The organism is Cupriavidus sp. CPT47-8839-RL05A (genome assembly GCF_058792255.1).
Window position 1 is genome coordinate 154977 of record NZ_JBYTEG010000007.1, and the last position, 17754, is coordinate 172730.

General features: G+C 62.7%; 16 protein-coding genes and 2 pseudogenes. 7 read left to right on the plus strand and 11 right to left on the minus strand.

Annotated elements, in window-relative coordinates; all coding sequences use genetic code 11:
• The first annotated feature begins 106 nt into the window (after positions 1 to 106).
• Positions 107 to 1108 carry a Bug family tripartite tricarboxylate transporter substrate binding protein gene (locus AC3WVS_RS10530; RefSeq protein ID WP_492318582.1) on the plus strand — a complete coding sequence of 334 codons (1002 nt, stop codon included), beginning with the start codon at positions 107 to 109 and terminating at the stop codon, positions 1106 to 1108.
• A gap of 349 nt (positions 1109 to 1457) precedes the next feature.
• Here the strand turns inward: AC3WVS_RS10530 and AC3WVS_RS10535 are convergent, their stop codons facing one another.
• The 4 genes and pseudogenes from AC3WVS_RS10535 to AC3WVS_RS10550 form a co-directional block, all read right to left on the minus strand.
• Positions 1458 to 2600 carry a 3-deoxy-7-phosphoheptulonate synthase gene (locus AC3WVS_RS10535; RefSeq protein WP_492318583.1) on the minus strand — a complete coding sequence of 381 codons (1143 nt, stop codon included), beginning with the start codon at positions 2598 to 2600 and terminating at the stop codon, positions 1458 to 1460.
• 1002 nt (positions 2601 to 3602) lie between these two features.
• Positions 3603 to 3892 (minus strand): annotated as a pseudogene (locus AC3WVS_RS10540) (hypothetical protein); the annotation flags it as partial.
• 637 nt (positions 3893 to 4529) lie between these two features.
• Positions 4530 to 5309 carry an SDR family oxidoreductase gene (locus AC3WVS_RS10545; protein ID WP_018312231.1) on the minus strand — a complete coding sequence of 260 codons (780 nt, stop codon included), beginning with the start codon at positions 5307 to 5309 and terminating at the stop codon, positions 4530 to 4532.
• Positions 5309 to 5635, minus strand: a complete 327-nt coding sequence (locus tag AC3WVS_RS10550) for a nuclear transport factor 2 family protein (RefSeq protein WP_492318584.1) — start codon at positions 5633 to 5635, stop codon at positions 5309 to 5311. The genes AC3WVS_RS10545 and AC3WVS_RS10550 overlap by 1 nt, the downstream gene beginning before the upstream one ends.
• Before the next feature lie 94 nt (positions 5636 to 5729).
• On the opposite strand from AC3WVS_RS10550, the gene AC3WVS_RS10555 reads away from it, so the two are divergent.
• Complete coding sequence (locus AC3WVS_RS10555; protein WP_018312229.1) at positions 5730 to 6071, plus strand: winged helix-turn-helix transcriptional regulator; 342 nt, start codon at positions 5730 to 5732, stop codon at positions 6069 to 6071.
• Positions 6072 to 6373: 302 nt separating this feature from the next.
• Here AC3WVS_RS10555 and AC3WVS_RS10560 read toward each other — a convergent pair.
• Together AC3WVS_RS10560 and AC3WVS_RS10565 are read right to left on the minus strand one after the other, a co-directional pair.
• A pseudogene (locus AC3WVS_RS10560) lies at positions 6374 to 6861 on the minus strand (site-specific integrase).
• A gap of 149 nt (positions 6862 to 7010) precedes the next feature.
• Positions 7011 to 7943, minus strand: a complete 933-nt coding sequence (locus tag AC3WVS_RS10565; protein WP_492318585.1) for a LysR family transcriptional regulator — start codon at positions 7941 to 7943, stop codon at positions 7011 to 7013.
• 117 nt (positions 7944 to 8060) lie between these two features.
• Here AC3WVS_RS10565 and AC3WVS_RS10570 point away from each other — a divergent pair, with 117 nt between their 5' ends.
• Complete coding sequence (locus AC3WVS_RS10570; RefSeq protein ID WP_492318586.1) at positions 8061 to 8813, plus strand: SDR family oxidoreductase; 753 nt, start codon at positions 8061 to 8063, stop codon at positions 8811 to 8813.
• Positions 8814 to 8827: 14 nt separating this feature from the next.
• A complete protein-coding gene (locus AC3WVS_RS10575) occupies positions 8828 to 9451 on the plus strand; it encodes an NADPH-dependent F420 reductase (RefSeq protein WP_492318587.1) in 624 nt (207 codons plus the stop codon).
• Positions 9452 to 9484: 33 nt separating this feature from the next.
• Here AC3WVS_RS10575 and AC3WVS_RS10580 read toward each other — a convergent pair whose 3' ends face one another.
• Together AC3WVS_RS10580 and AC3WVS_RS10585 are read right to left on the minus strand one after the other, a co-directional pair.
• Positions 9485 to 10438 (minus strand): enoyl-CoA hydratase/isomerase family protein, encoded by a 954-nt coding sequence (locus AC3WVS_RS10580; protein ID WP_492318588.1) that lies wholly within the window; start codon positions 10436 to 10438, stop codon positions 9485 to 9487.
• 152 nt (positions 10439 to 10590) lie between these two features.
• A complete protein-coding gene (locus AC3WVS_RS10585) occupies positions 10591 to 12474 on the minus strand; it encodes a feruloyl-CoA synthase (RefSeq protein ID WP_492318589.1) in 1884 nt (627 codons plus the stop codon).
• A gap of 894 nt (positions 12475 to 13368) precedes the next feature.
• Here AC3WVS_RS10585 and AC3WVS_RS10590 point away from each other — a divergent pair.
• Positions 13369 to 13518, plus strand: a complete 150-nt coding sequence (locus tag AC3WVS_RS10590) for a DUF1484 family protein (protein ID WP_492318689.1) — start codon at positions 13369 to 13371, stop codon at positions 13516 to 13518.
• 209 nt (positions 13519 to 13727) lie between these two features.
• Here AC3WVS_RS10590 and AC3WVS_RS10595 read toward each other — a convergent pair whose 3' ends face one another.
• The 3 genes from AC3WVS_RS10595 to AC3WVS_RS10605 form a co-directional block, all read right to left on the minus strand.
• Positions 13728 to 15908, minus strand: coding sequence for a phosphocholine-specific phospholipase C (locus AC3WVS_RS10595; RefSeq protein ID WP_492318590.1), 2181 nt, complete (start codon positions 15906 to 15908; stop codon positions 13728 to 13730).
• 49 nt (positions 15909 to 15957) lie between these two features.
• A complete protein-coding gene (locus tag AC3WVS_RS10600) occupies positions 15958 to 16143 on the minus strand; it encodes a hypothetical protein (RefSeq protein WP_492318591.1) in 186 nt (61 codons plus the stop codon).
• A 225-nt stretch (positions 16144 to 16368) separates the two neighbouring features.
• Positions 16369 to 17181: a MurR/RpiR family transcriptional regulator gene (locus AC3WVS_RS10605; RefSeq protein ID WP_492318592.1), complete on the minus strand. Its 813-nt coding sequence runs from the start codon at positions 17179 to 17181 to the stop codon at positions 16369 to 16371.
• 7 nt (positions 17182 to 17188) lie between these two features.
• Between AC3WVS_RS10605 and AC3WVS_RS10610 the strand changes: the two genes are divergently transcribed.
• The gene (locus AC3WVS_RS10610; protein ID WP_492318593.1) at positions 17189 to 17419 is read left to right on the plus strand and encodes a hypothetical protein; all 231 of its coding nucleotides are present in this window, start codon (positions 17189 to 17191) and stop codon (positions 17417 to 17419) included.
• 197 nt (positions 17420 to 17616) lie between these two features.
• Positions 17617 to 17742, plus strand: a complete 126-nt coding sequence (locus AC3WVS_RS10615) for a hypothetical protein (RefSeq protein ID WP_492318594.1) — start codon at positions 17617 to 17619, stop codon at positions 17740 to 17742.
• Positions 17743 to 17754: the final 12 nt, after the last annotated feature.

The window sequence follows — 17754 nt, forward strand, 5'->3', positions numbered from 1 at the left end:
CGCCACGGTTCTTCGAAACTGCGTCCCGCATAATTGCGCCGGCCGGAATATCCGGCCGCAGCATCCCGCCAGGGGATAGTCGAAGAAGCCAAAGAAGGAGATGTAGTTGAAGTCCAGCATCAAGCATCGCGTGGCGCGCAGCGCGCGTTTCGCCGCCATGGCCATTGCCGGCCTGGCCGCCGCCCACACCGCCCCCACTGCCCTCGCCGCCGAAGCGTGGCCGGCCAAGCCGATCAAGGTGATCGTGCCTTACACGCCGGGCGGTTCCACCGACACCGTCTCGCGCGTCGTGTTCGAAAGAGTCTCGCAACGGCTGGGCCAGCCGATCATCATCGAGAACAAGCCTGGCGCCAACAGCACCCTGGGCGTCGGCGTGGCCGCGCGCTCGGCGCCGGATGGCTACACCTTCGTGTCGGTGCTGGCCGCCTACAGCGCGAACATGTCGCTGTATTCCAAGCTCAGCTACAAGCCCACGGATCTGGTGCCGGTGGCGGAAATGGCCGAGCTGCCGCTGTTCCTGTTCTCCAGCAAGAAGCTGCCGGTCAAGACCGTCGCCGAACTGGTCGACTACGGCAAGAAGCACCCCGACATGCTGACCTTCGGTTCCAGCGGCGTCGGCAGCTCCGCACACCTGACGGGCGAGCGCCTGGCGATGGAGTCGAAGCTCAAGCTGACCCATGTGCCGTACAACGGCAGTGCGCCAATCCTGCCCGCGCTGGTGTCCGGCGAAGTCTCGGTCGCCTTCGACCCGCTGCTGGTGCCGATGCCGCATGTGAAATCGGGCAAGATCAATGTGCTGGCCGTGGCCTCCGCCAAGCGCTGGCCGGGCGAGCCCAACATCCCGACCATGGAGGAAGCAGGTTTCCCCGGCTTCGTGATGAGCTCCTGGACCGGGCTGATGGCGCCTGCCGGCACGCCGCAACCGGTCGTGGCCCGCATGGCCAGGGAAATCGCCGCGGCCACGCGCAGCCCGGAGGTCGCGAAGAAGCTGACCGACCTCGGTTTTGTGCCGGTGGGCGGTACGCCTGAAGAGTTCCGCAAGCTGATCGAGCGTGATACCACGCGCTATGCGGAGATTGTGAAGGCGGGGAAGATTACGCTGGATTGAGGTTGTTGCCCGGCGGCTTATGTCTTGGCTGCCGGCGCAGCTTGGCCCACGCCTGCCATCGATTGGACCTTAATCTGGTCGAAGGCACATGCGACGCAGGATGGGCCAGCTAGAGGCGTTGCAACAGGTCCGGAAGGCTCCCGGAGCCACCGTTCTCGCCGCGATGGAGCAGTACATAATCTCCGCGTACCACAACGGCGACAGCCTGAAAATCAAGACGATATTGTGCGACGTCAAAAGAGATCATTCCGGTATGCAAAGAGCTTTTGTCTATTTCACCAATGTCAGGGAGAGGTGAGGTCCAGTCGCATTGCCTCACCGGCTCCTTGGGGACGTAGATGCGGAACGCCTACGGCTGCGAATCCCGCCCACGGCGCACACTGACCGCCTCGCCAAGCATGTCCAGCACTGCCACCGAGTCGTCCCACCCGATGCAGGCGTCGGTGATGCTCTGCCCGTATGACAACGAGGACGGACTGTGCACGCCCGGGGTGAACTTCTGTGCGCCGGGGAGCAGATGGCTTTCGACCATTACCCCGAAAATGGATTCACTGCCGCCGCTGATCTGTTGCGCCACGTCCCGCGCGACATCGACCTGCCGCAGGTGTTGCTTGCTGCTGTTGGCGTGGCTGCAATCCACCATCAGCGAGTTGCCGAGCCCGGCCGCTTCCAGTTCCCTGCAGGCGGCGGCCACGGAATCCGCATCGTAGTTCGGGGCCTTGCCGCCACGGAGAATGACGTGGCAGTCCGGGTTGCCCTTGGTATGCACCGTCGCCACCTGCCCGTTCTTGTGCACGCCCAGGAAGTGATGCGGACGCGATGCGGCCTGGATAGCATCGATGGCAATCCTGATGTTGCCGTCAGTGCCATTCTTGAAGCCAATCGGCGCTGAAACGCCCGAAGCCAGCTCGCGGTGCACCTGGCTCTCGGTGGTGCGGGCACCAATCGCGCCCCAGCAGATCAGGTCGCCTATGTACTGGGGCGAGATCACGTCCAGGAACTCACCGGCCGCCGGCAACCCGAGGCGATTGATATCGACCAGCAGGCTGCGCGCGATGCGCAGGCCTTCGTCGATGCGATAGCTTTCGTCCAGGTAGGGGTCGTTGATCAGCCCTTTCCAGCCCACCGTGGTACGCGGCTTCTCGAAGTACACACGCATCACGATCTCCAGCGACCCGGCGTGGCGCTGGCGCTGCTCCATCAGCCGCCGTGCGTACTCGAGTGCCGCCTGCGGATCGTGGATCGAGCAAGGTCCCATGATCACAAGCAGCCGGTCATCCTTGCCGTGCAGAATGCGCGAGATGCGCTGGCGCGTCTGGGTGACCAGGGATTCGACCGGCGTGCCCCGGATGGGGAAGAAACGGATCAGGTGTTCAGGCGGAGGCAGCGGAATGATGTCTTCGACGCGGGCGTCGTCAGTCACGCTGGTGCGGTCCGGCGGCGCCTGCCAAGCTTCGGCAATGGTCAACGGGGATTTCTGTGGATCATTCATGGCTAGCTCCTGGAGAACTGGGACAGGAAGACCGCCGGCGGGTGCCAGTCAGGCGCAGCAGCGGAATCCGGGCAATATGTCGTTGCGATGCGGCAGGTAGCAATGGCGACGGATCCTGAAGGGCGGCCCAGGCGCGCTGGTACGCGCCAGCAAACGCCGCATCCAGCCAGGACCTGGCTGCCCCCTCCTCAGCCCTCGTCGTTATGCATCCTCCCAAGACCACTGTCGTGATTATCAGCCCGGCGCAGCGCAATGCCAACCATGGAGATTGGCGAACCGCCAATCAGCGGTCCCAGTTTTTGCGGGGGAACTACTATGTCAGGCCGCCCGCCGAATGCCCATAGCCGGGCAAGACGGCAGCCGTTCACGCCCCGAAGCTTGGCTCGAATGCCGTCTGTGTCGCGTGCTGCGATTCGCGGAAGATCAAGCCGTAGACGCCCGGGTCGGAGCGGATTATCGAATCGATCTCACGGCATGCCAACCGAAGATCCGCACTTCCTTAAAATCGCGCTCGCCCACCGGACATGTCAAAGACAGCGCCTGCATTAAAGCGGCTGGCGTCCGAACATAGCCACGCTACCAGGTGCGCAGCCTCGGCCGGATCGCCCAGGCGCCCGGCCGAGCCCCTTTGCACCGCCGGTCACCAGCGCTGCCTTCCCCGAAAGATCATAGAAATTTGACACGGCATCCCCAGCGCGCCATGGCTGCGCAGAAGCGGTAGCGCCCACGGCAGACGCCGCCCCGCTTTATGACGCAGGCAACTGCCCTGAGCCTTGCCTCGTCGCGTCATCGGCGACAGGGCTTGCCATGCAGCCCACCCGCCGATCCCTACGGTACTAGCCCTCGTCGGGCATGCTCTGTTCGCTTCCAGACAAATACGTGCATGGTCGAAGGCGGCCACACAGACATGGTGTTCGCCGGCCGTCAGATGTCAGCGGAGTCCCTCTCGCGGTCGTCAATCTGCGCCACCGCGAAGGCTGAAGCTCAATAACGGCCCAGACCGTGACCAGCTAGCTGCCAGTCGACGTGTAGTGGCGCAGCCCGGTACGCCATGCGCCGATGGCCGCCAGGAGAAAAACGAAACCAGTCGAATTCGCCGGTACGCAAAAAGGTCTGCCCAGCACGTCGAAACCGCGCCCGATGGCATCGGCGATGGCGAACATGCAGTTCACCAGCCCGTAGAACAGCGCCACTTCGCCGATGCGCCAGCCCTGCACGTCGCCGAAGCGGTCGAACAGCGCCCAGACCGCGACCACCTCGATTCCGGTGACAAGGAACTGACCCAGCGTGACGCGTCCCGCTATCTAAGGTGAACGAAGGTCTCTTGTCGACCCTAAACAGCCTGTTGCACCCAGCTTGCCAGTGTCCCTTGACGACCACATATCAGGCACTGGAACATCCCGGTTGACTCGACACTCTGTAACTGGAACGCCTACAAAACGGAAAGCGATACGTGAGGGAGATTTTTCGGCGCCTGTCGACAGCCTTCCTTCTCCCGAAAGCGCGTTGTGAACCCTCGATGCTATGGCACAGACCGTCCCGCGGCATTGGTTTGTGCGGTGAGTATGCGCCCCGAAGTTTTTGAATGGCCTTCGCAAGGTCACTTGAGGATGGCAGACCGAACAGGCGAGCCTAATCTATGCTGAACAAAGACAATCGACGTCGCACCGTCGTGACTACGAACCAGCAGCGATCGCGTGCAACAATCGGATTCGCTTCTTATATTGCAACGGGCTCGACGCCATCACCGCCTTAAAAGGCGATGGAAACCGACAGCCTTACGACTCGCCCGTCAGGGGTCAACGCCGGATGGCAGCGGCTCCCGCGGCGCGGGGCGCACGCCCCAACCCAGCGGCGGTACACCAGGACGCATAGGGTGCCCGGGCGATGAGTACTGCAGAATCGTGTCGGTGTCCAGATGGATCAGTCTTACGCGGTGGGAATGGTTCCACCGTCGATCACGTACTCTGCCCCGCTGATCGCCGCCGCACGCGGCGAGATCAAAAAGGCGATCAGGTCGGCGACTTCCGCCGGCTTGCACGGCCGCCCGAGCGGGATGCCACCCAGCGCATCCATGATGATCTGCTTGCCGCCTTCGTAATCCGTACCGGCCTGGCTGGCAAGCCGTTCTGCCAGCGCAACTGCCGCTTCGGTTTCCACCCAGCCCGGCGACACGCGCACGACGCGCACGCCCTTAGGCGTGATTTCCTTCGACAGACTCTTGCTGTACGTGGACAGTGCAGCCTTGGCGGCAGCATAAGCCGTGGTCGATTCCGGCAAGGGCAAACGATTCTGGATGGACGTGACGTGGATGATGACGCCTGCACGTTGCTCAATCATCTTCGGCAACAACGCCCGATCCAGTCGTACGGCCGGAAACAGATTGAGGTTCAGCTCTTTCTGCCATTCGGTTTCATCCAGCGCGGCAAAACCGCCTGCCGGGGCTGACGATCCGCCCAGGACATGGATGATGGCGTCCACGCCACCCAGCCGGTTTTCGATGGCCTGTGCTACGGTGGCGCAACCCTCCGGCGTAGTGAGGTCGGCTTCGACGAACATGGCGTCGGGAATGAAGTCCGGCTTGGCACGAGCCGTCGTCAGGATGCGCGCGCCGAGTTCGCCGAGCAGTTCGACGACGGCGCGGCCAACGCCCTTCGTGCCAGCCGTGACCAGCACACGCTTGCCCGTGAGTTCGCGGTTCGTGGTCATCAGTGGATCTCTAGAAATTCAATCTTGTTGTCCGTGAGCCGGAATACATGTTTCAGGTCGGCGAGACCTCCGGGGAAGTTGCCAGCATATTGAGCCACGACAGTGACGCGGGCGTCGTCTTGCACGAACGTCAACGGCTCTACGCTATAGGCATACTTGCGCTGCGCTTCCGCCAGCCAGGTTTCGATTGCTTCGTGTCCCTGATACGTCTGGCCTTCATCGTGAACAACGGCCTTTTCGGAAAAAGCACGCCGCAGCGATGAAGGCGCGGCACCATTGCTCACCTGAAAAAAAGTGGAGACCGCATCGGGTAGTGAAATGTCCATGCAAGGAGCCTCTGATGGCAAAGTGTCGATACAGGAATTTTCGCTATAAACTTACTATTGAACAAGAACGCACGGAAAAGTAAGTTACCTACCTATGGGAAAGGAATACACCCCCGACACGGCCGCAGTTGGTGTCGAAGCAGTGCTTAAATTGCTGGAAGGGCGCTGGAAGCTGGTCATCCTGTTCCACCTTTTCGATGGCAAGGTGCAGCGTTTCTCTGATCTGGAGAAGCTCATCCCTGGTATTTCGCAAAAGATGCTCGCGCAGCAGCTACGCCAGTTGGAGGCGGACGGGATCGTGGCAAGAAAGCTCTATGCCCAGGTGCCGCCCAAGGTGGAATACCGGTTGACTGATTGGGGACAAGCACTCTGTCCCGCTCTGGACGCTCTTCTCAAATGGGCGGAGCAGCGCAACGAGTTGCTAAAAGCTGTCTGATGCCGAGTAGATTGCCCTAGGTAATCTCCGTTGATTGGCCGAGCAAGCCAAGCCGGATCAGACTCTCCGCGGTCGCAACAATGGCTTCTTCTCTCGAACACGGCGACCATGCGAGTCTGCCCAACTACAGCCGTGTGCCTAAGGAAGAGCGCCGCGTGAGCTATCGCACTATAGCTATTGCGCGGGCCAACGGCCCTTCGACCGCTTTGAGCGTCTGTTGATGGAGTCAAAAGAGTCCTGGAACACGACACGATCAATGACCGCAATTGGCCGCAAGCGACCGCTCGCCGGCCGTGATGTCATCAAACTTCAGTCTGCTCCGCCATCTCAAGCGCGTCGTCGACCTCGATGCCAAGATATCTGACAGTGCTCTCGATCTTAGTGTGTCCAAGCAGCAACTGTACTGCGCGCAGGCGTGAAGTCGGCTTGGGAAAAGGTGGTCAGATGAACGGAGTCCTCGTATCCGAATCCAGGCAGCAACGCTGTCACGGGTCTGCTCGGTGATCTCAAACTGCACCGGTCGATGGGTCTTTTGCTGAGTGACTGTGGCTCGGGCGGCCACGTGCCCGCCGTAGCATATGTCTTGGACCAGCAATCGAGTCAGATCGCAAGCTCGGAGCTTGCTGTCGATGGCCAAGTTGAACAGCGCAAGCTCGCGCGCCTTCGAGGACATTTGGAGTCTGGTGCGGATCGCCCAGATTTCCTTGAGCTTCAAGGGCGGCTTCTGACCCGTAAGCTTCCCTTTGTTCCAAGGAACGTGAGGCGCGGCGGGGGAGTTTCGCGTATCCATGACGATCTCCTTTCAGGTGAAGGGAGATTCAGTTTGCGCCTGCTGTAACGGTCGCTGTCCGACCCACTCCTACCCTTCATTAAAGCTTGGCGAGTGACTCAAGTTGAGGCCAGAGCGGACGCCGAAGCGGCATGTCTCGGCAGGCAACGCTAAATGCCGAGGCTGCCTGCCAGGCGTTCGGCCATCTGCATTTGGCGAAATGCTTCCACAACGTATTCGATGAATACGCGCGTCTTGGTTGGTATCAGTGTGCGCGTAGGGTAGTACAGCGAAATGGCGCCTGCATCGGCATACCAGCGTGGCAGTAAGCGCACCAGTTCGCCACGTTCAATCCATGGCAACACATCAGGTACAGCCAGCAATGTTACACCGAGCCCCAGTAGCGCGGCTTCACGCATCGCGGCCGGGTCGCTCACCACAATGCGTTCGGGCATGGTCGCGGCAACCTCGTTGCCGGCGGCATCGCGCATGGTCCATTGGCGCGTGCGCCCTGTGCGTCCGGAGCGCATGACGATGCCATCCATGACGTTCAGCATGGATGGATCGGCTGGCAGCGTGCGTTCCCGCAGATACGCAGGCGACGCCACGGCGACGACATGCGCCGGTGCCAGTGCGCGCGACACGAGACCCGGCGCCAGCTCGAAGCCCCCGCCTATAGCCGCGTCGAACCCTTCGGCAATCAAATCGATCGCGCGATTCTCGAAATGCCATTCCGGGCGGATCGCCGGATAACGCTTCAGGAAATCGGGAAGCAACGGCAGCACGTAAGCCATGCCGAACGACGGGGCCAGGCTGACTTTCAGCACGCCAGCCGGTTCGCCGTGGTCGTTCGACATGGCGGCGATGGCGGTTTGCAGAGCGTCTAGGTTGCCGCCGATGGATGCAAGGAAGCGTTCGCCAGCCTCGGTAAGCGTCAGCTTGCGTGTCGAGCGCTGAAAGAGTCGCACGCCCAGATTGCGCTCGAGCATGGCCACGTTGCGGCTGACGGCCGCGGGCGTCAGGGCCAGTCGGCGACCCGCCGCCGAAAAGCTACCGGTTTCGGCACTGCGCACAAAGGATTCGAGGTTGGCGAGGGTTTCCATCCGACTCAGCTTACACGATCGCTTGAAGTTGATTCCAGTCATTCGCGACTAATCACCGGGGAATCGCACGCCCATACTTCGTTCACACCTTGTGATTCACCCAAACCGGAGCTAAAAATGACTCAACAGACGCTTTCCCTGGTCGGCAAGATCGCCCTAGTTACTGGCGGTTCGCGCTCCATCGGCGCCGCCATTGCCCGCCGCCTGGCCGCCGACGGCGCGTCCGTGGCGCTGACCTACGGTGCATCACCGGATAAGGCCGCCACGGTGGTACGCGAGATCGAAGCGGCCGGCGGCCGGGCCATCGCGCTCGCCGCAGACGCCGGCGATCCTGCCGCGGTGCGCCGAGCCGTGGCCGCGACGGTCGACGCATTCGGTGGTCTCGATATCCTCGTCAACAACGCTGGCCTGGGCCTGGGCGGCGCTATCGAGGACATCCCGTTCGACACCTACGAGCGCATGATTGCGGTGAACGTGACCGGCGTATTTGTGGCCACACAGGAAGCGGTGCGGCATATGAAGGCGGGCGGGCGCGTGATCCACATCGGTTCGTCGATGGTGCGCTACGCAGCGTTTCCCACGGCATCGCTCTACACGCTGACCAAGGGTGCAATTGCAGGCTTCAATCGCAGTCTGGTGCGTGATCTGGGGCCGAAAGGCATCACGGTCAACACCGTCCACCCTGGCCCGACCGACACCGATATGAACCCCGCCGGCGGCCCGGTTAGCGAGATCGTAGGGCCCGGCATTGCCTTGGGCCGATACGGGCAGCCACATGAGATTGCCGGCGTGGTGGCATTCCTCGCCGGCCCGGACGCAGCCTTCGTGACCGGTGCCGAGATCGTTGCCGATGGCGGCTTCACCGCTTGAACAAGGAGTTCGTCATGCAAGCAAGCTACGGAAAGACCATTGGCATCATCGGCGCGGGCGCGATAGGCATGGCGTTCGCCACGGCGCTGGCACGCCACGGCATCCAGGCGGTGGTGGCCAACAGCCGTGGGCCTGAAACGCTTCGGGATGCCGTGAAAGCAATCGGGCCTTCGATTCGCCCGGGCACGCGCGAGGAAGCCGCAGCGCAGGACATCGTGCTGGTGGCTGTGAACTGGTCGCAGCTGCCACTGGCACTGAGCGGGCTGCCCGAATTTGGCGGGCGGATTGTCGTCGACGCAAACAACCCAATTGAGGCCCCGCTGTTTCGCCCCGCGGACCTGCATGGCCGCTCTTCGAGCGCAGTGTTTGCAGACCTCGTGCCCGGCGCGCGTGTTGTCAAGGCGTTCAATCACCTGCAACCCGCGCTGGTGTCTGGCGATCCGCAAGCAGAAGGTGGCCGCCGCGTGTTGTTTTTATCGGGTGACGATGCGAACGCCAAAGCCGAGGTGGCCACGTTGATCGATCGTCTTGGGTTTTTCAGCATCGATCTCGGTTCGCTCGATGTGGGCGGAAGGCAGCACCAATTTCCTGGAGGACCATTGGCGGCGCTTAACTTGGTGACAATGCGCTCGACTTGAAAGGCGGGACTGGAAGCAACCGAAAGAGGAACTCTAACGGCGGCCCGGCAAGCTCCATATAGTGCACGCGTCCGCTGTGGCAGAGCTTCGGCCATTCAGTCTGAGAGCCCGGCCGTCGCTTTCTGGCCGAACTCGGAAGTCCGTCGGTCGCCGACCTCCGCCGCGGCGTCGAACTTCCGCTCCCGACCCTGAACGGCCCTTCAGACTAGTGGAACCTCTACGGCCGCTACCGGGTTTCAAGCGGCCATCGCTAAGACTCGAAGCACCTTGGCAACAACAATCAAGGCTCGCCTTCACGGACCCCCGACGTATCGCTGTTAGACGTTTCGTTGTGCCCAGTGCGCGTCGTGACGCCCCCCTGAAGCGGGACGCGAAGTGCAGCGCATCGCTCGTCAATGAATCCGGTTCGTGAACCGAATGTAGAAGGCCGAGTTGCTTCCCTTCTTCGGCATCCACCACGCGAGCGGTTAGCATAAGGTCGCGCGCGTTCACCATGCCGACCAGACGTGGCAAGGTGTGGAACGCTCCCATGTCCGGTATTAAGCCGAGTTTCCCGAACGACATGCAGAAGCGCGCGCGCGTGGACGCCATCAGGAAATCGGCGGAGAGTGCCAGCGACATACCCGTGCCGAATGCCGCGCCGCCCACGGCCGCTATCACTGGCACGTCGAGACTGCGCAGACGGGCAAGCGTCTGATGAGCGCGTGTCAGGTTTCGGCGCATGGACGCGGCGACGTTGTCGCCTGTTCCGAGGCGCTCCTTCACTGCTTTCAAATTGCCGCCCGCGCAGAATGAACCTCCTGCGCCGGTGATGACAAGTGCGAAGACATCCTCATCGGACTCGACGCGGGCGAGCATGTCGGCATAGTCCAGCACCAGTTCCGTGGTCAGTGCATTGCGATGTTCTGGTCGCCGGTGCGTGAATTCCGCGACTCCACCAACAATCGATAGGTCGGACTCCCGAAATTGGATGGTCTCTGTCGCCATCAACTCTCCTTCTTGCAGATCTGTAAGAGATACCGCGCGCATGCTCCGCATGGTGGCAGAGCGGGCCGCGTGAAGTGGGGTGCGCAAAAAATCGCGCCTCTTCGAGCAGTGGCACCGAAATCGATATCACAGAATCTGTGGGGTCATTACGATTACTCCGTGCGGGCAATATGCGCGGCTGGCTCCGGGTCGAATAGCGCTTCAACAAGATGCGCACGGCGCGCACGGGTGGCTGCCTGGTTGACGTAGCCTTTGTCGGCGATCTCATTCGCGTCCAGCGAGGGCGGCTCAGCCATCAGCATTACGCGACGAATTGAAAGGCTTGCGGCGCTGGTAGACTGCGCACGTAGTCGCGCGCGGATGGCGTCAACGACAATTGGATGGTGTGCCAGAGCATCGGTATCGAGGTCCGCCAACTCCGGAGCGAGTTGGCGGCAGGCGGCCACATTGGGCCAGGCCAAGGCGGCGAGGTAGTCGCGGTCGTGGCCGCAGATCACTGCATCGTTGAGTAGCGGTGCACATTGCTCGACCAGGGCCAGCCGCATCGCACCAGTGCGTACCCATGTGCCGTTGGCCAGCTTGAAATCCTCTGCCGCGCGCCCAGCAAAGCTCAGGCCTCGAGTGGGATCGCCAGGATCGACCAGGCGTACCGCATCGCCCATTCGAAAGAAACCTTCCTCGTCGAATGCCGCGGCGGTCAGGTCGGGGCGATTGATATAGCCAGTGAACAATGACGGCCCTTTGATGCGGATCTCATAGCGACTGTCGCCGCCAGGCAGCGGCACCAGCTTGGCTTCGACGCCCGGTACGGGAACGCCTATGTTGCCAGCAGTCTCGGTAGGCCAACCGCAAAAGAGACCGATGCCGCTTGACTCGGTGCAGGCTAGTCCGGAGCAGAAGGCCACGCGCTCGCCAATGGTCTTCTCGGATAGCGCGTGGATACGGTCCCAGACATCCTTCGACAGGCTGGCACCGCCATAAGAGAAGTTCACCGCCTCTGAAAGCAGGTTGCGCGCGAGCATGGGATCGTTTTCGGCTTCCGCGACCAACAGGGCCCAGGCCGTGGGTACAGCAGTGAAAACTGTGGGCGCCACATCACGCATATTGCGCACGGTACGATCGAACTGGCCCGGTAGGGGACGTCCATCGTCGATGTAGTGGCTGCCGCCAACTGTGACGGCGCGCGTTAGGTTGAGCACACCACCCAACCCGTGGTGCCACGGCAGCCAGTCGAGATACGCGGACGGGCGGTCGAGCAACGCTCGAAAGTTGCCGAGGTAGTACGCGGAGACGGCGCGCAGATTGGCATGCGACAGAGCCACGCCCTTTGGCGCGCCGGTGGACCCCGAGGTAAGGAGCACGCGACACGTGTCACGGTCCTGGATTGCCGCGTGTGCATTCTCCACGGCAGCCCGGCGCGCGGGGGTGACTTCAGCGGCGATGAAATCGGACCACTGAAATTGACCATCCGTTGCGCCGTGTACCGTGATCACTGGGACGCCGGGCTTTGCAATGGTGGTTAGCGCGCGTGCAAATGGGGCTGCGTCCTGCACGAAGATCGCTGCTGGTGGTACTAGTTCCGCCACGTCACGCAGGCGCGTGAAATCCTGACTCATCAGAGAGTAGGCAGGCGAAACCGGTGCAACCGGCACGCCAACATGTTCGGCGGCCAGCAGCAACACCGCCAATTCGATCGAGTTGCCCGATAGGACAAGCAGAGGTCGATCGCGATCGAGTCCGAGGTCCAACAGCGCCGCGCCGACGGCCAGGATTTGATGCCAGAGTTCGGCCCAAGTGATGGCCCGCCAGTCGCCTTGACTGTCGCGTTCTGCAAACGCACGGACGTCCGGGCGATGCGCGGCCCAACGTGCAGCGTACTCGCCAAGTCCTTGTTGGGCGGAGTTGGCTGGCGGATTGGCGCAGCGCAATACGATGGTACCGTCGTCGCGATAATCGACAAGCGTGCGGCGCTGTGGAAACACCGTCTGCCGGTACTTGGGGGATGTGTCGGGGCGTACTGCGGAAAGCCCAGTCATGAAATGCGTCTCCTCAATCTGCGGCAGCTTAAACCGCGCCGCACGTGGCGGATGTCGCTTGCCGATTGGGAAAATCGGTTGGGCGATCGAATGACGCTACGCTACGCCAGAAGCGGGGGCGGCCTCTACCACCCGTGTCAGGTGGGAGTGGGAAAGCTTCCAGCGAGGCTCCGAACGGGCTCTCATGCGTGTGACGGTATCGCCGCGTGTAAGCGGCGCGTATTTGCCGCTTCACAGTCCTGCGTGGGAGGTCCTGTGAGCGATTTTCTGACCGCCGAGCGTGAGCACTGAGTTTTGCACCGCACCGGTGTTTCAGTGAAAGGACGTTGCAGCGTCTGTCGGCCGTCGCGGTCGCCTGGTCCGATCTGAGATGGTTGCATCCGTCGGCTTTCAGGGCAGAGCGGACCTCTGAATGTCCTCATGAAGCGTTGGGCGAGGGTCCGGAAATTGCCGACAAGCGACCTCCGCCGGAACACGGGTTCGGTAACGTTCCGGACAAACTTGCAGTCGCCCTCTGACCTGCATACCTGGCCAGTATGTCAAAATTCGTTTCCAATCGGCCAGCTTCGTTGACCGGTCATGTGCGAGCGTTTGATTCCTCGCGGCGGGCCAGCCCTCCTTGCTCCAGGGGAGTCATACTGACTAACCCGGCCCTGTGCTCGCCCCCCCGGTTAGCAGCGGACTGCGAGCCTCCATCACTCACTTGGAGGTAATCATGCAAAGCAACACCCCGGCTCCCCAAGAGCCCACCCTCGCCCAAAAGCAAGCCCAACTAGCCGAGAACCTGGCCAAAATCGACCGCGCCCAGGCTCGTCGCCACGCAAAGCCGCCCCACCCCCGCCCAGCAAGGCCGTCCCCCTGGAGGACCACATCCTTGAAGTCACCGACGACATCCTGCGTGTCAGCGTCGGTCTTCAGTCCTTCCTGACCTTGCTGGACCTGCAGAGCGACACCATCCCCCAGGGCATCGGCCTCCACGCCCTGCTCTTGCCGCTCAAGCAGCAACTGGACGAGAGCGCCAACCGCCTGCAGGCGCTGGTCTGACGAAGAGCGCTGCTGACCGCGCAACGGATGAGCAGCGCTGAAAAGCAAACGGCGTGAGCCAGTTGGTCTCGCGCCGTTTGCATCTTCCCGATGGTCGAGCGGTGCAAGCCGCAGATCCGCATCGAGATCCGGAGCTTCGAGGCGATATGCCATCACCTCGCAAAGCTGCGGTCCGGCACGCATTCCGGCCAGACCGCGGCGACCGGACGCTAGCCCAGCCCGGTTGCCATCGCCGGGTCCGTCACGCCATGCTGGCCAGTCTCCAGGCGACCTGCGAAGCGCCGTTCGAATCCGCTTTCGGCTTCCGTGACCGTGAAGTCGTACCAGTTGCCGCTCTCCTGCAGCGGCCAGTGGTGCTCCACCTCGGCGCCGGCCGTGATATGGAGTTGCCACGGACCGTCGCTACGATAAGCGTTGGGCGTCACCACCAGCGTCAGCGGCTTGCCGCCACCGTTGACCGCGCCCTTGCCGTCGTTGCGCGCAGACAGGTAGACACTGCCCTTGTCCAGGTCGTAGCAGACGCGGACCTCAGGGGCATCGGCCATGGCGTCCGCGGGCAGCTGGCCCTTGAACATGCGCACGAAGCCGTTAGGCCCGTAGACCGCCAGGTCATAGCGCCCGTTGTCCGTGGTGCGCGCATCCCATTCATCGTCCAGCATCTTGCCGGGCTCGACCGTGTAGCGGCGCGGAATCTGGTCCAGATGGAGCCGGTCGTAGACATGGAAGACCGCGCCCTGCTCCCCCGTATTGCTGAAGATCAGCTTCAGCTTGCCGATGGTGGGCTCGGCCAGCGCACTCGCATGGAGGACATAGGGCAGCGCGCGCGAATACTTGGTGCCAGTCTCCTGGAACAGCGACGCCGGCACGACCGGTGCCGCCGCCTTGGGTTTCGCCAGCTGCTCGGCGATCACCTGCTTGTAGTTGCTGGTATCCGGCAGCGTCGGGAACACCTGGTCATTCGGCGTCCTGAAATCGAAGACGGAAGTCAGGTCGCCGGCCACTGCGCGGTGCCACGGGCTGATCGCGGGCACCGTGATGCCGAAGCGCTGTTCCAGGAAACGCCCCATCGAGGTGTGGTCGAACACCTGCGAGTTGATCCACCCGCCGCGCGTCCACGGCGAGATCACATACATCGGCACGCGCGGGCCGAACCCGTACGGGCGCAGGCGGATGGTCTCGCCGCTGGTGGTGGTGCCGTCGAGCGCCGTATTGCCGGCGGTGTCGAAGTATTCGCCGGTGACGTCGACGGTCGACTTGCCGTGCAGGACGCCATTGGCGTCGTAGGACGGCACCGCGGCCGGCGGCATATGGTCGAAGAAGCCGTCATTCTCATCGAAGGTGATGAAGAACACGGTCTTGCTCCAGACCTCCGGGTTGGCGGTCAGCGCCGTCAGCACCGTGTTGATGAAGTCCGCGCCTTCGGTTGCGCTCGACGGGCCGCCCGGATGTTCGGACTGCGCCGGCGTCGGCAGGATCCAGCTTACGGCCGGCAGCGTGTCGTCCCGCACATGCGCGGCCAGCTGCTCGATGGTCCAGCTGCTCATGCCGTTGTCGTAGAGCGGATTGCCTGGCTGCGCTTCACGGAAGCTCTTGAAGGCGAGCCCGCCATGCAGCAGGCCGCCCCAGTTGGCATTGGGGTTCTGGTAGATGCGCCAGCTGACGCCCTTTGCCTGCAGCAGTTCCGGCAGCGTGGACCACCGGAAGGCGGAACCCTTGTAGGTGTAGCCCGGCGTGGGCAGCTTGCCGCTCACGCTGCAGCGCAGGTTGTTGACCTCCGCATCGTCAAGCGTGCAGTTGCGCCCCGCCTCGCGCATCGCGGGGTTGTAGTTGGAGCCCGACATGAAGGTGATGCGGTTCGGGTCGGTGCCGCCGGCGTGGCTGCAGTGGTAGGCGTCGCAAAGCGTGAAGGCCTCGGCCAGCGCGTACTGGAACGGAATGTCTTCACGACGGTAGTAGCCCATCGAATGGTCGTTCTTGTACTTGGCCCAGAAGCCGAAACGGCCCTGGTTCCACGCATTCTGCGCATCCATGAAGCTGTGCGGCGTGCCGGAGACGCGCAGCGCGTTGACGGTCGCGCTGTCGAGATGGAACGGCGTGATCTCGCGCGTGCCGTTCGACTCGAACCACACCGGCTTGCCTGACGGCACCGGCACCGGGAAGCGGTCGCCAAAGCCGCGCACGCCGCGCATGGCGCCGAAGTAATGGTCCAGCGCGCGGTTTTCCTGCATCAGGATCACTACGTGCTGCACGTCCTGGATCGTGCCGGTATTGACCGCAGCCGGAACGGCGAGTGCGCGGGCGATGCTGGGCGGCAGCATCGACAGAACCGAAGCAGCGGCAGCGCTTTTGACGGCGCCGGAGAGGAAGGTGCGTCGATCGATTTTGGTCATGATCGGGGGAATGGTAGGAGCGGACGATGGGGGAAGGGTCGCGGATGTGTCAGGGTGCGCAGTGCATGCCCTGCTTCGACGCTGCCGCGTCTTCGGCTGCTGCCGCCTGCATGGTTGTCTTGACGGCCTGGGGAGTGATGCTGCTGCTATCTTCGCCGCCACCGCATGCGGTGAGGGCCAGGGACAAAAGCGCCGCGAGCAGCGCGGCGCGGCCAGACCACAATGGGTTGTTCATGAGGACTCCTTATGTTCGAGGGCCAGGGGGAAGGGACTGACGCGACTCGAAGCGTAGGGGGCCGATGTGACATCCAAATGAATATTGCTCAATACAATTGTTTTTACATTTGAATTATCCTCATTTTCTGGCCGTGGAACGGCACCCCCCGTCACTGACGGGAGCAAGGCTGGACGACAACTGCAGCAGGAAAATGTCAGGATGCCGGCGCGGGTCGGCTGGGGCTCAATATCGCTTGAGCGACAGGACGTCGAACGTACGCCGCAGCGTTTCGACGGAGTGGTCGTAGTCCGTCAGCGCGAGGCAGGCGATCAGCACATCGATGATCGCCAGTTGCGCCAGGCGGCTGGTCATCGCCTCGGTCCGGAAGCGGGTCTCGCGCGCCATCGTGAACAGCACGACGTCGGCGAAGGCCTGGATCGGCGACTTGCCGAAATTGGTGATGCAGATGGTGCTGGCACCGCTCTCCCGCGCCAGCCGCGTGGCCGTCACGGTTTCGTGCGTGCTGCCCGAATGCGAGATGGTCAGCGTGGCAACCCTGGGGCCCGCGAGCGATGCGCTGATGGCCTGGATATGCGAATCCACCACCGCCTTCACGTTGAGCCCGATGCGCAGCATGCGGTACTGCGCATCCTCGGCGATCGGCGCCGCGCTGCCGATGCCATAGATCTCGATGCGTTCGGCCGCCCTGAGCATGGCGACCGCGCGCTCGATCGCGGCCACGTCGAGTACGGCGCTGGTGTCATGCAGCGTCTGGACGTTGCTCTGGAAGATCTTGCGCATGACCGCCGGGCAGGTGTCGCCGGGCTCGAGGTCTTCGTGGATGATCTGGACCCCCTGCACCAGTTCCTGCGCCAGCAGGATCTTCAGTTGCTGGAAGCCCGTCGCGCCCAGGCTCTTGCAGAAGCCGACCACGCTGCCCTCGCTCGCATTGGTGCGCTCGGCCACTTCGCTGACCGACATATGGATCACGGTCTGCGGATACCGGGTCACGAAATCGGCAATGCGCTGCCCGGCCGGCCCCAGCGAGTCCCGCATGCTGTGAATGCGCGCGAGCATCGCCGACGTGGTGGGCGACGGCGGCGCTGGCTCGGCGGTCTGCGCGGTCTCCGTTCTGGCCGATGACGCCTGCGACGACGATTTCCGGGCCGGCGCCGCGCCCGCGCCGCGGCGGCCCTTTACCATGGGCCCCGCCCGCTCAGGGACTGACGATACGGCGCGAAGCCAGGGTGGCAAGACGGAATCGGCATCAATCGACCTGCAAAGTGTATGGTGAATTCAGTGTTCCGGATGAAACCGGCAAGGCACGGCACGATGATAACTGTTTGCGTTGACAATACCGTTTTCCGTTGCCCCTGCCACGGAACTGGTCGCGAGCGCCCGGCCTCCAGAGGATTGCATCGACCGATTGAATCCTGAGCCCTTCATGGGTCATTCGAAGGCCGCCCCAACCGGAAGCACGTCCGCATTGCGGTGCCGCAACAGGAAATCGCCAGCCTGGGCGCTGCCATCACCACCACTACCGCGACGCGGAACCAGGCCATCCGCGAGCTCTCTTCCGGGCAGTCAATGCTGGCGGGCAGCCTGGCGATGAACTAGCGCGCCAGGCTG

Bases quoted from the DNA above. Each gene is read 5' to 3' on its own strand.
- AC3WVS_RS10565 (WP_492318585.1), bottom strand. From the start codon at position 7,943: ATGGAAACCCTCGCCAACCTCGAATCCTTTGTGCGCAGTGCCGAAACC.
- AC3WVS_RS10605 (WP_492318592.1), bottom strand. From the start codon at position 17,181: ATGCGGGACTCGCTGGGGCCGGCCGGGCAGCGCATTGCCGATTTCGTG.
- AC3WVS_RS10600 (WP_492318591.1), bottom strand. From the start codon at position 16,143: ATGAACAACCCATTGTGGTCTGGCCGCGCCGCGCTGCTCGCGGCGCTT.
- AC3WVS_RS10555 (WP_018312229.1), top strand. From the start codon at position 5,730: ATGGGAAAGGAATACACCCCCGACACGGCCGCAGTTGGTGTCGAAGCA.
- AC3WVS_RS10545 (WP_018312231.1), bottom strand. From the start codon at position 5,309: ATGACCACGAACCGCGAACTCACGGGCAAGCGTGTGCTGGTCACGGCT.
- AC3WVS_RS10575 (WP_492318587.1), top strand. From the start codon at position 8,828: ATGCAAGCAAGCTACGGAAAGACCATTGGCATCATCGGCGCGGGCGCG.
- AC3WVS_RS10535 (WP_492318583.1), bottom strand. From the start codon at position 2,600: ATGAATGATCCACAGAAATCCCCGTTGACCATTGCCGAAGCTTGGCAG.
- AC3WVS_RS10580 (WP_492318588.1), bottom strand. From the start codon at position 10,438: ATGGCGACAGAGACCATCCAATTTCGGGAGTCCGACCTATCGATTGTT.
- AC3WVS_RS10570 (WP_492318586.1), top strand. From the start codon at position 8,061: ATGACTCAACAGACGCTTTCCCTGGTCGGCAAGATCGCCCTAGTTACT.
- AC3WVS_RS10610 (WP_492318593.1), top strand. From the start codon at position 17,189: ATGCGCGCGAGCATCGCCGACGTGGTGGGCGACGGCGGCGCTGGCTCG.
- AC3WVS_RS10550 (WP_492318584.1), bottom strand. From the start codon at position 5,635: ATGGACATTTCACTACCCGATGCGGTCTCCACTTTTTTTCAGGTGAGC.
- AC3WVS_RS10595 (WP_492318590.1), bottom strand. From the start codon at position 15,908: ATGACCAAAATCGATCGACGCACCTTCCTCTCCGGCGCCGTCAAAAGC.
- AC3WVS_RS10585 (WP_492318589.1), bottom strand. From the start codon at position 12,474: ATGACTGGGCTTTCCGCAGTACGCCCCGACACATCCCCCAAGTACCGG.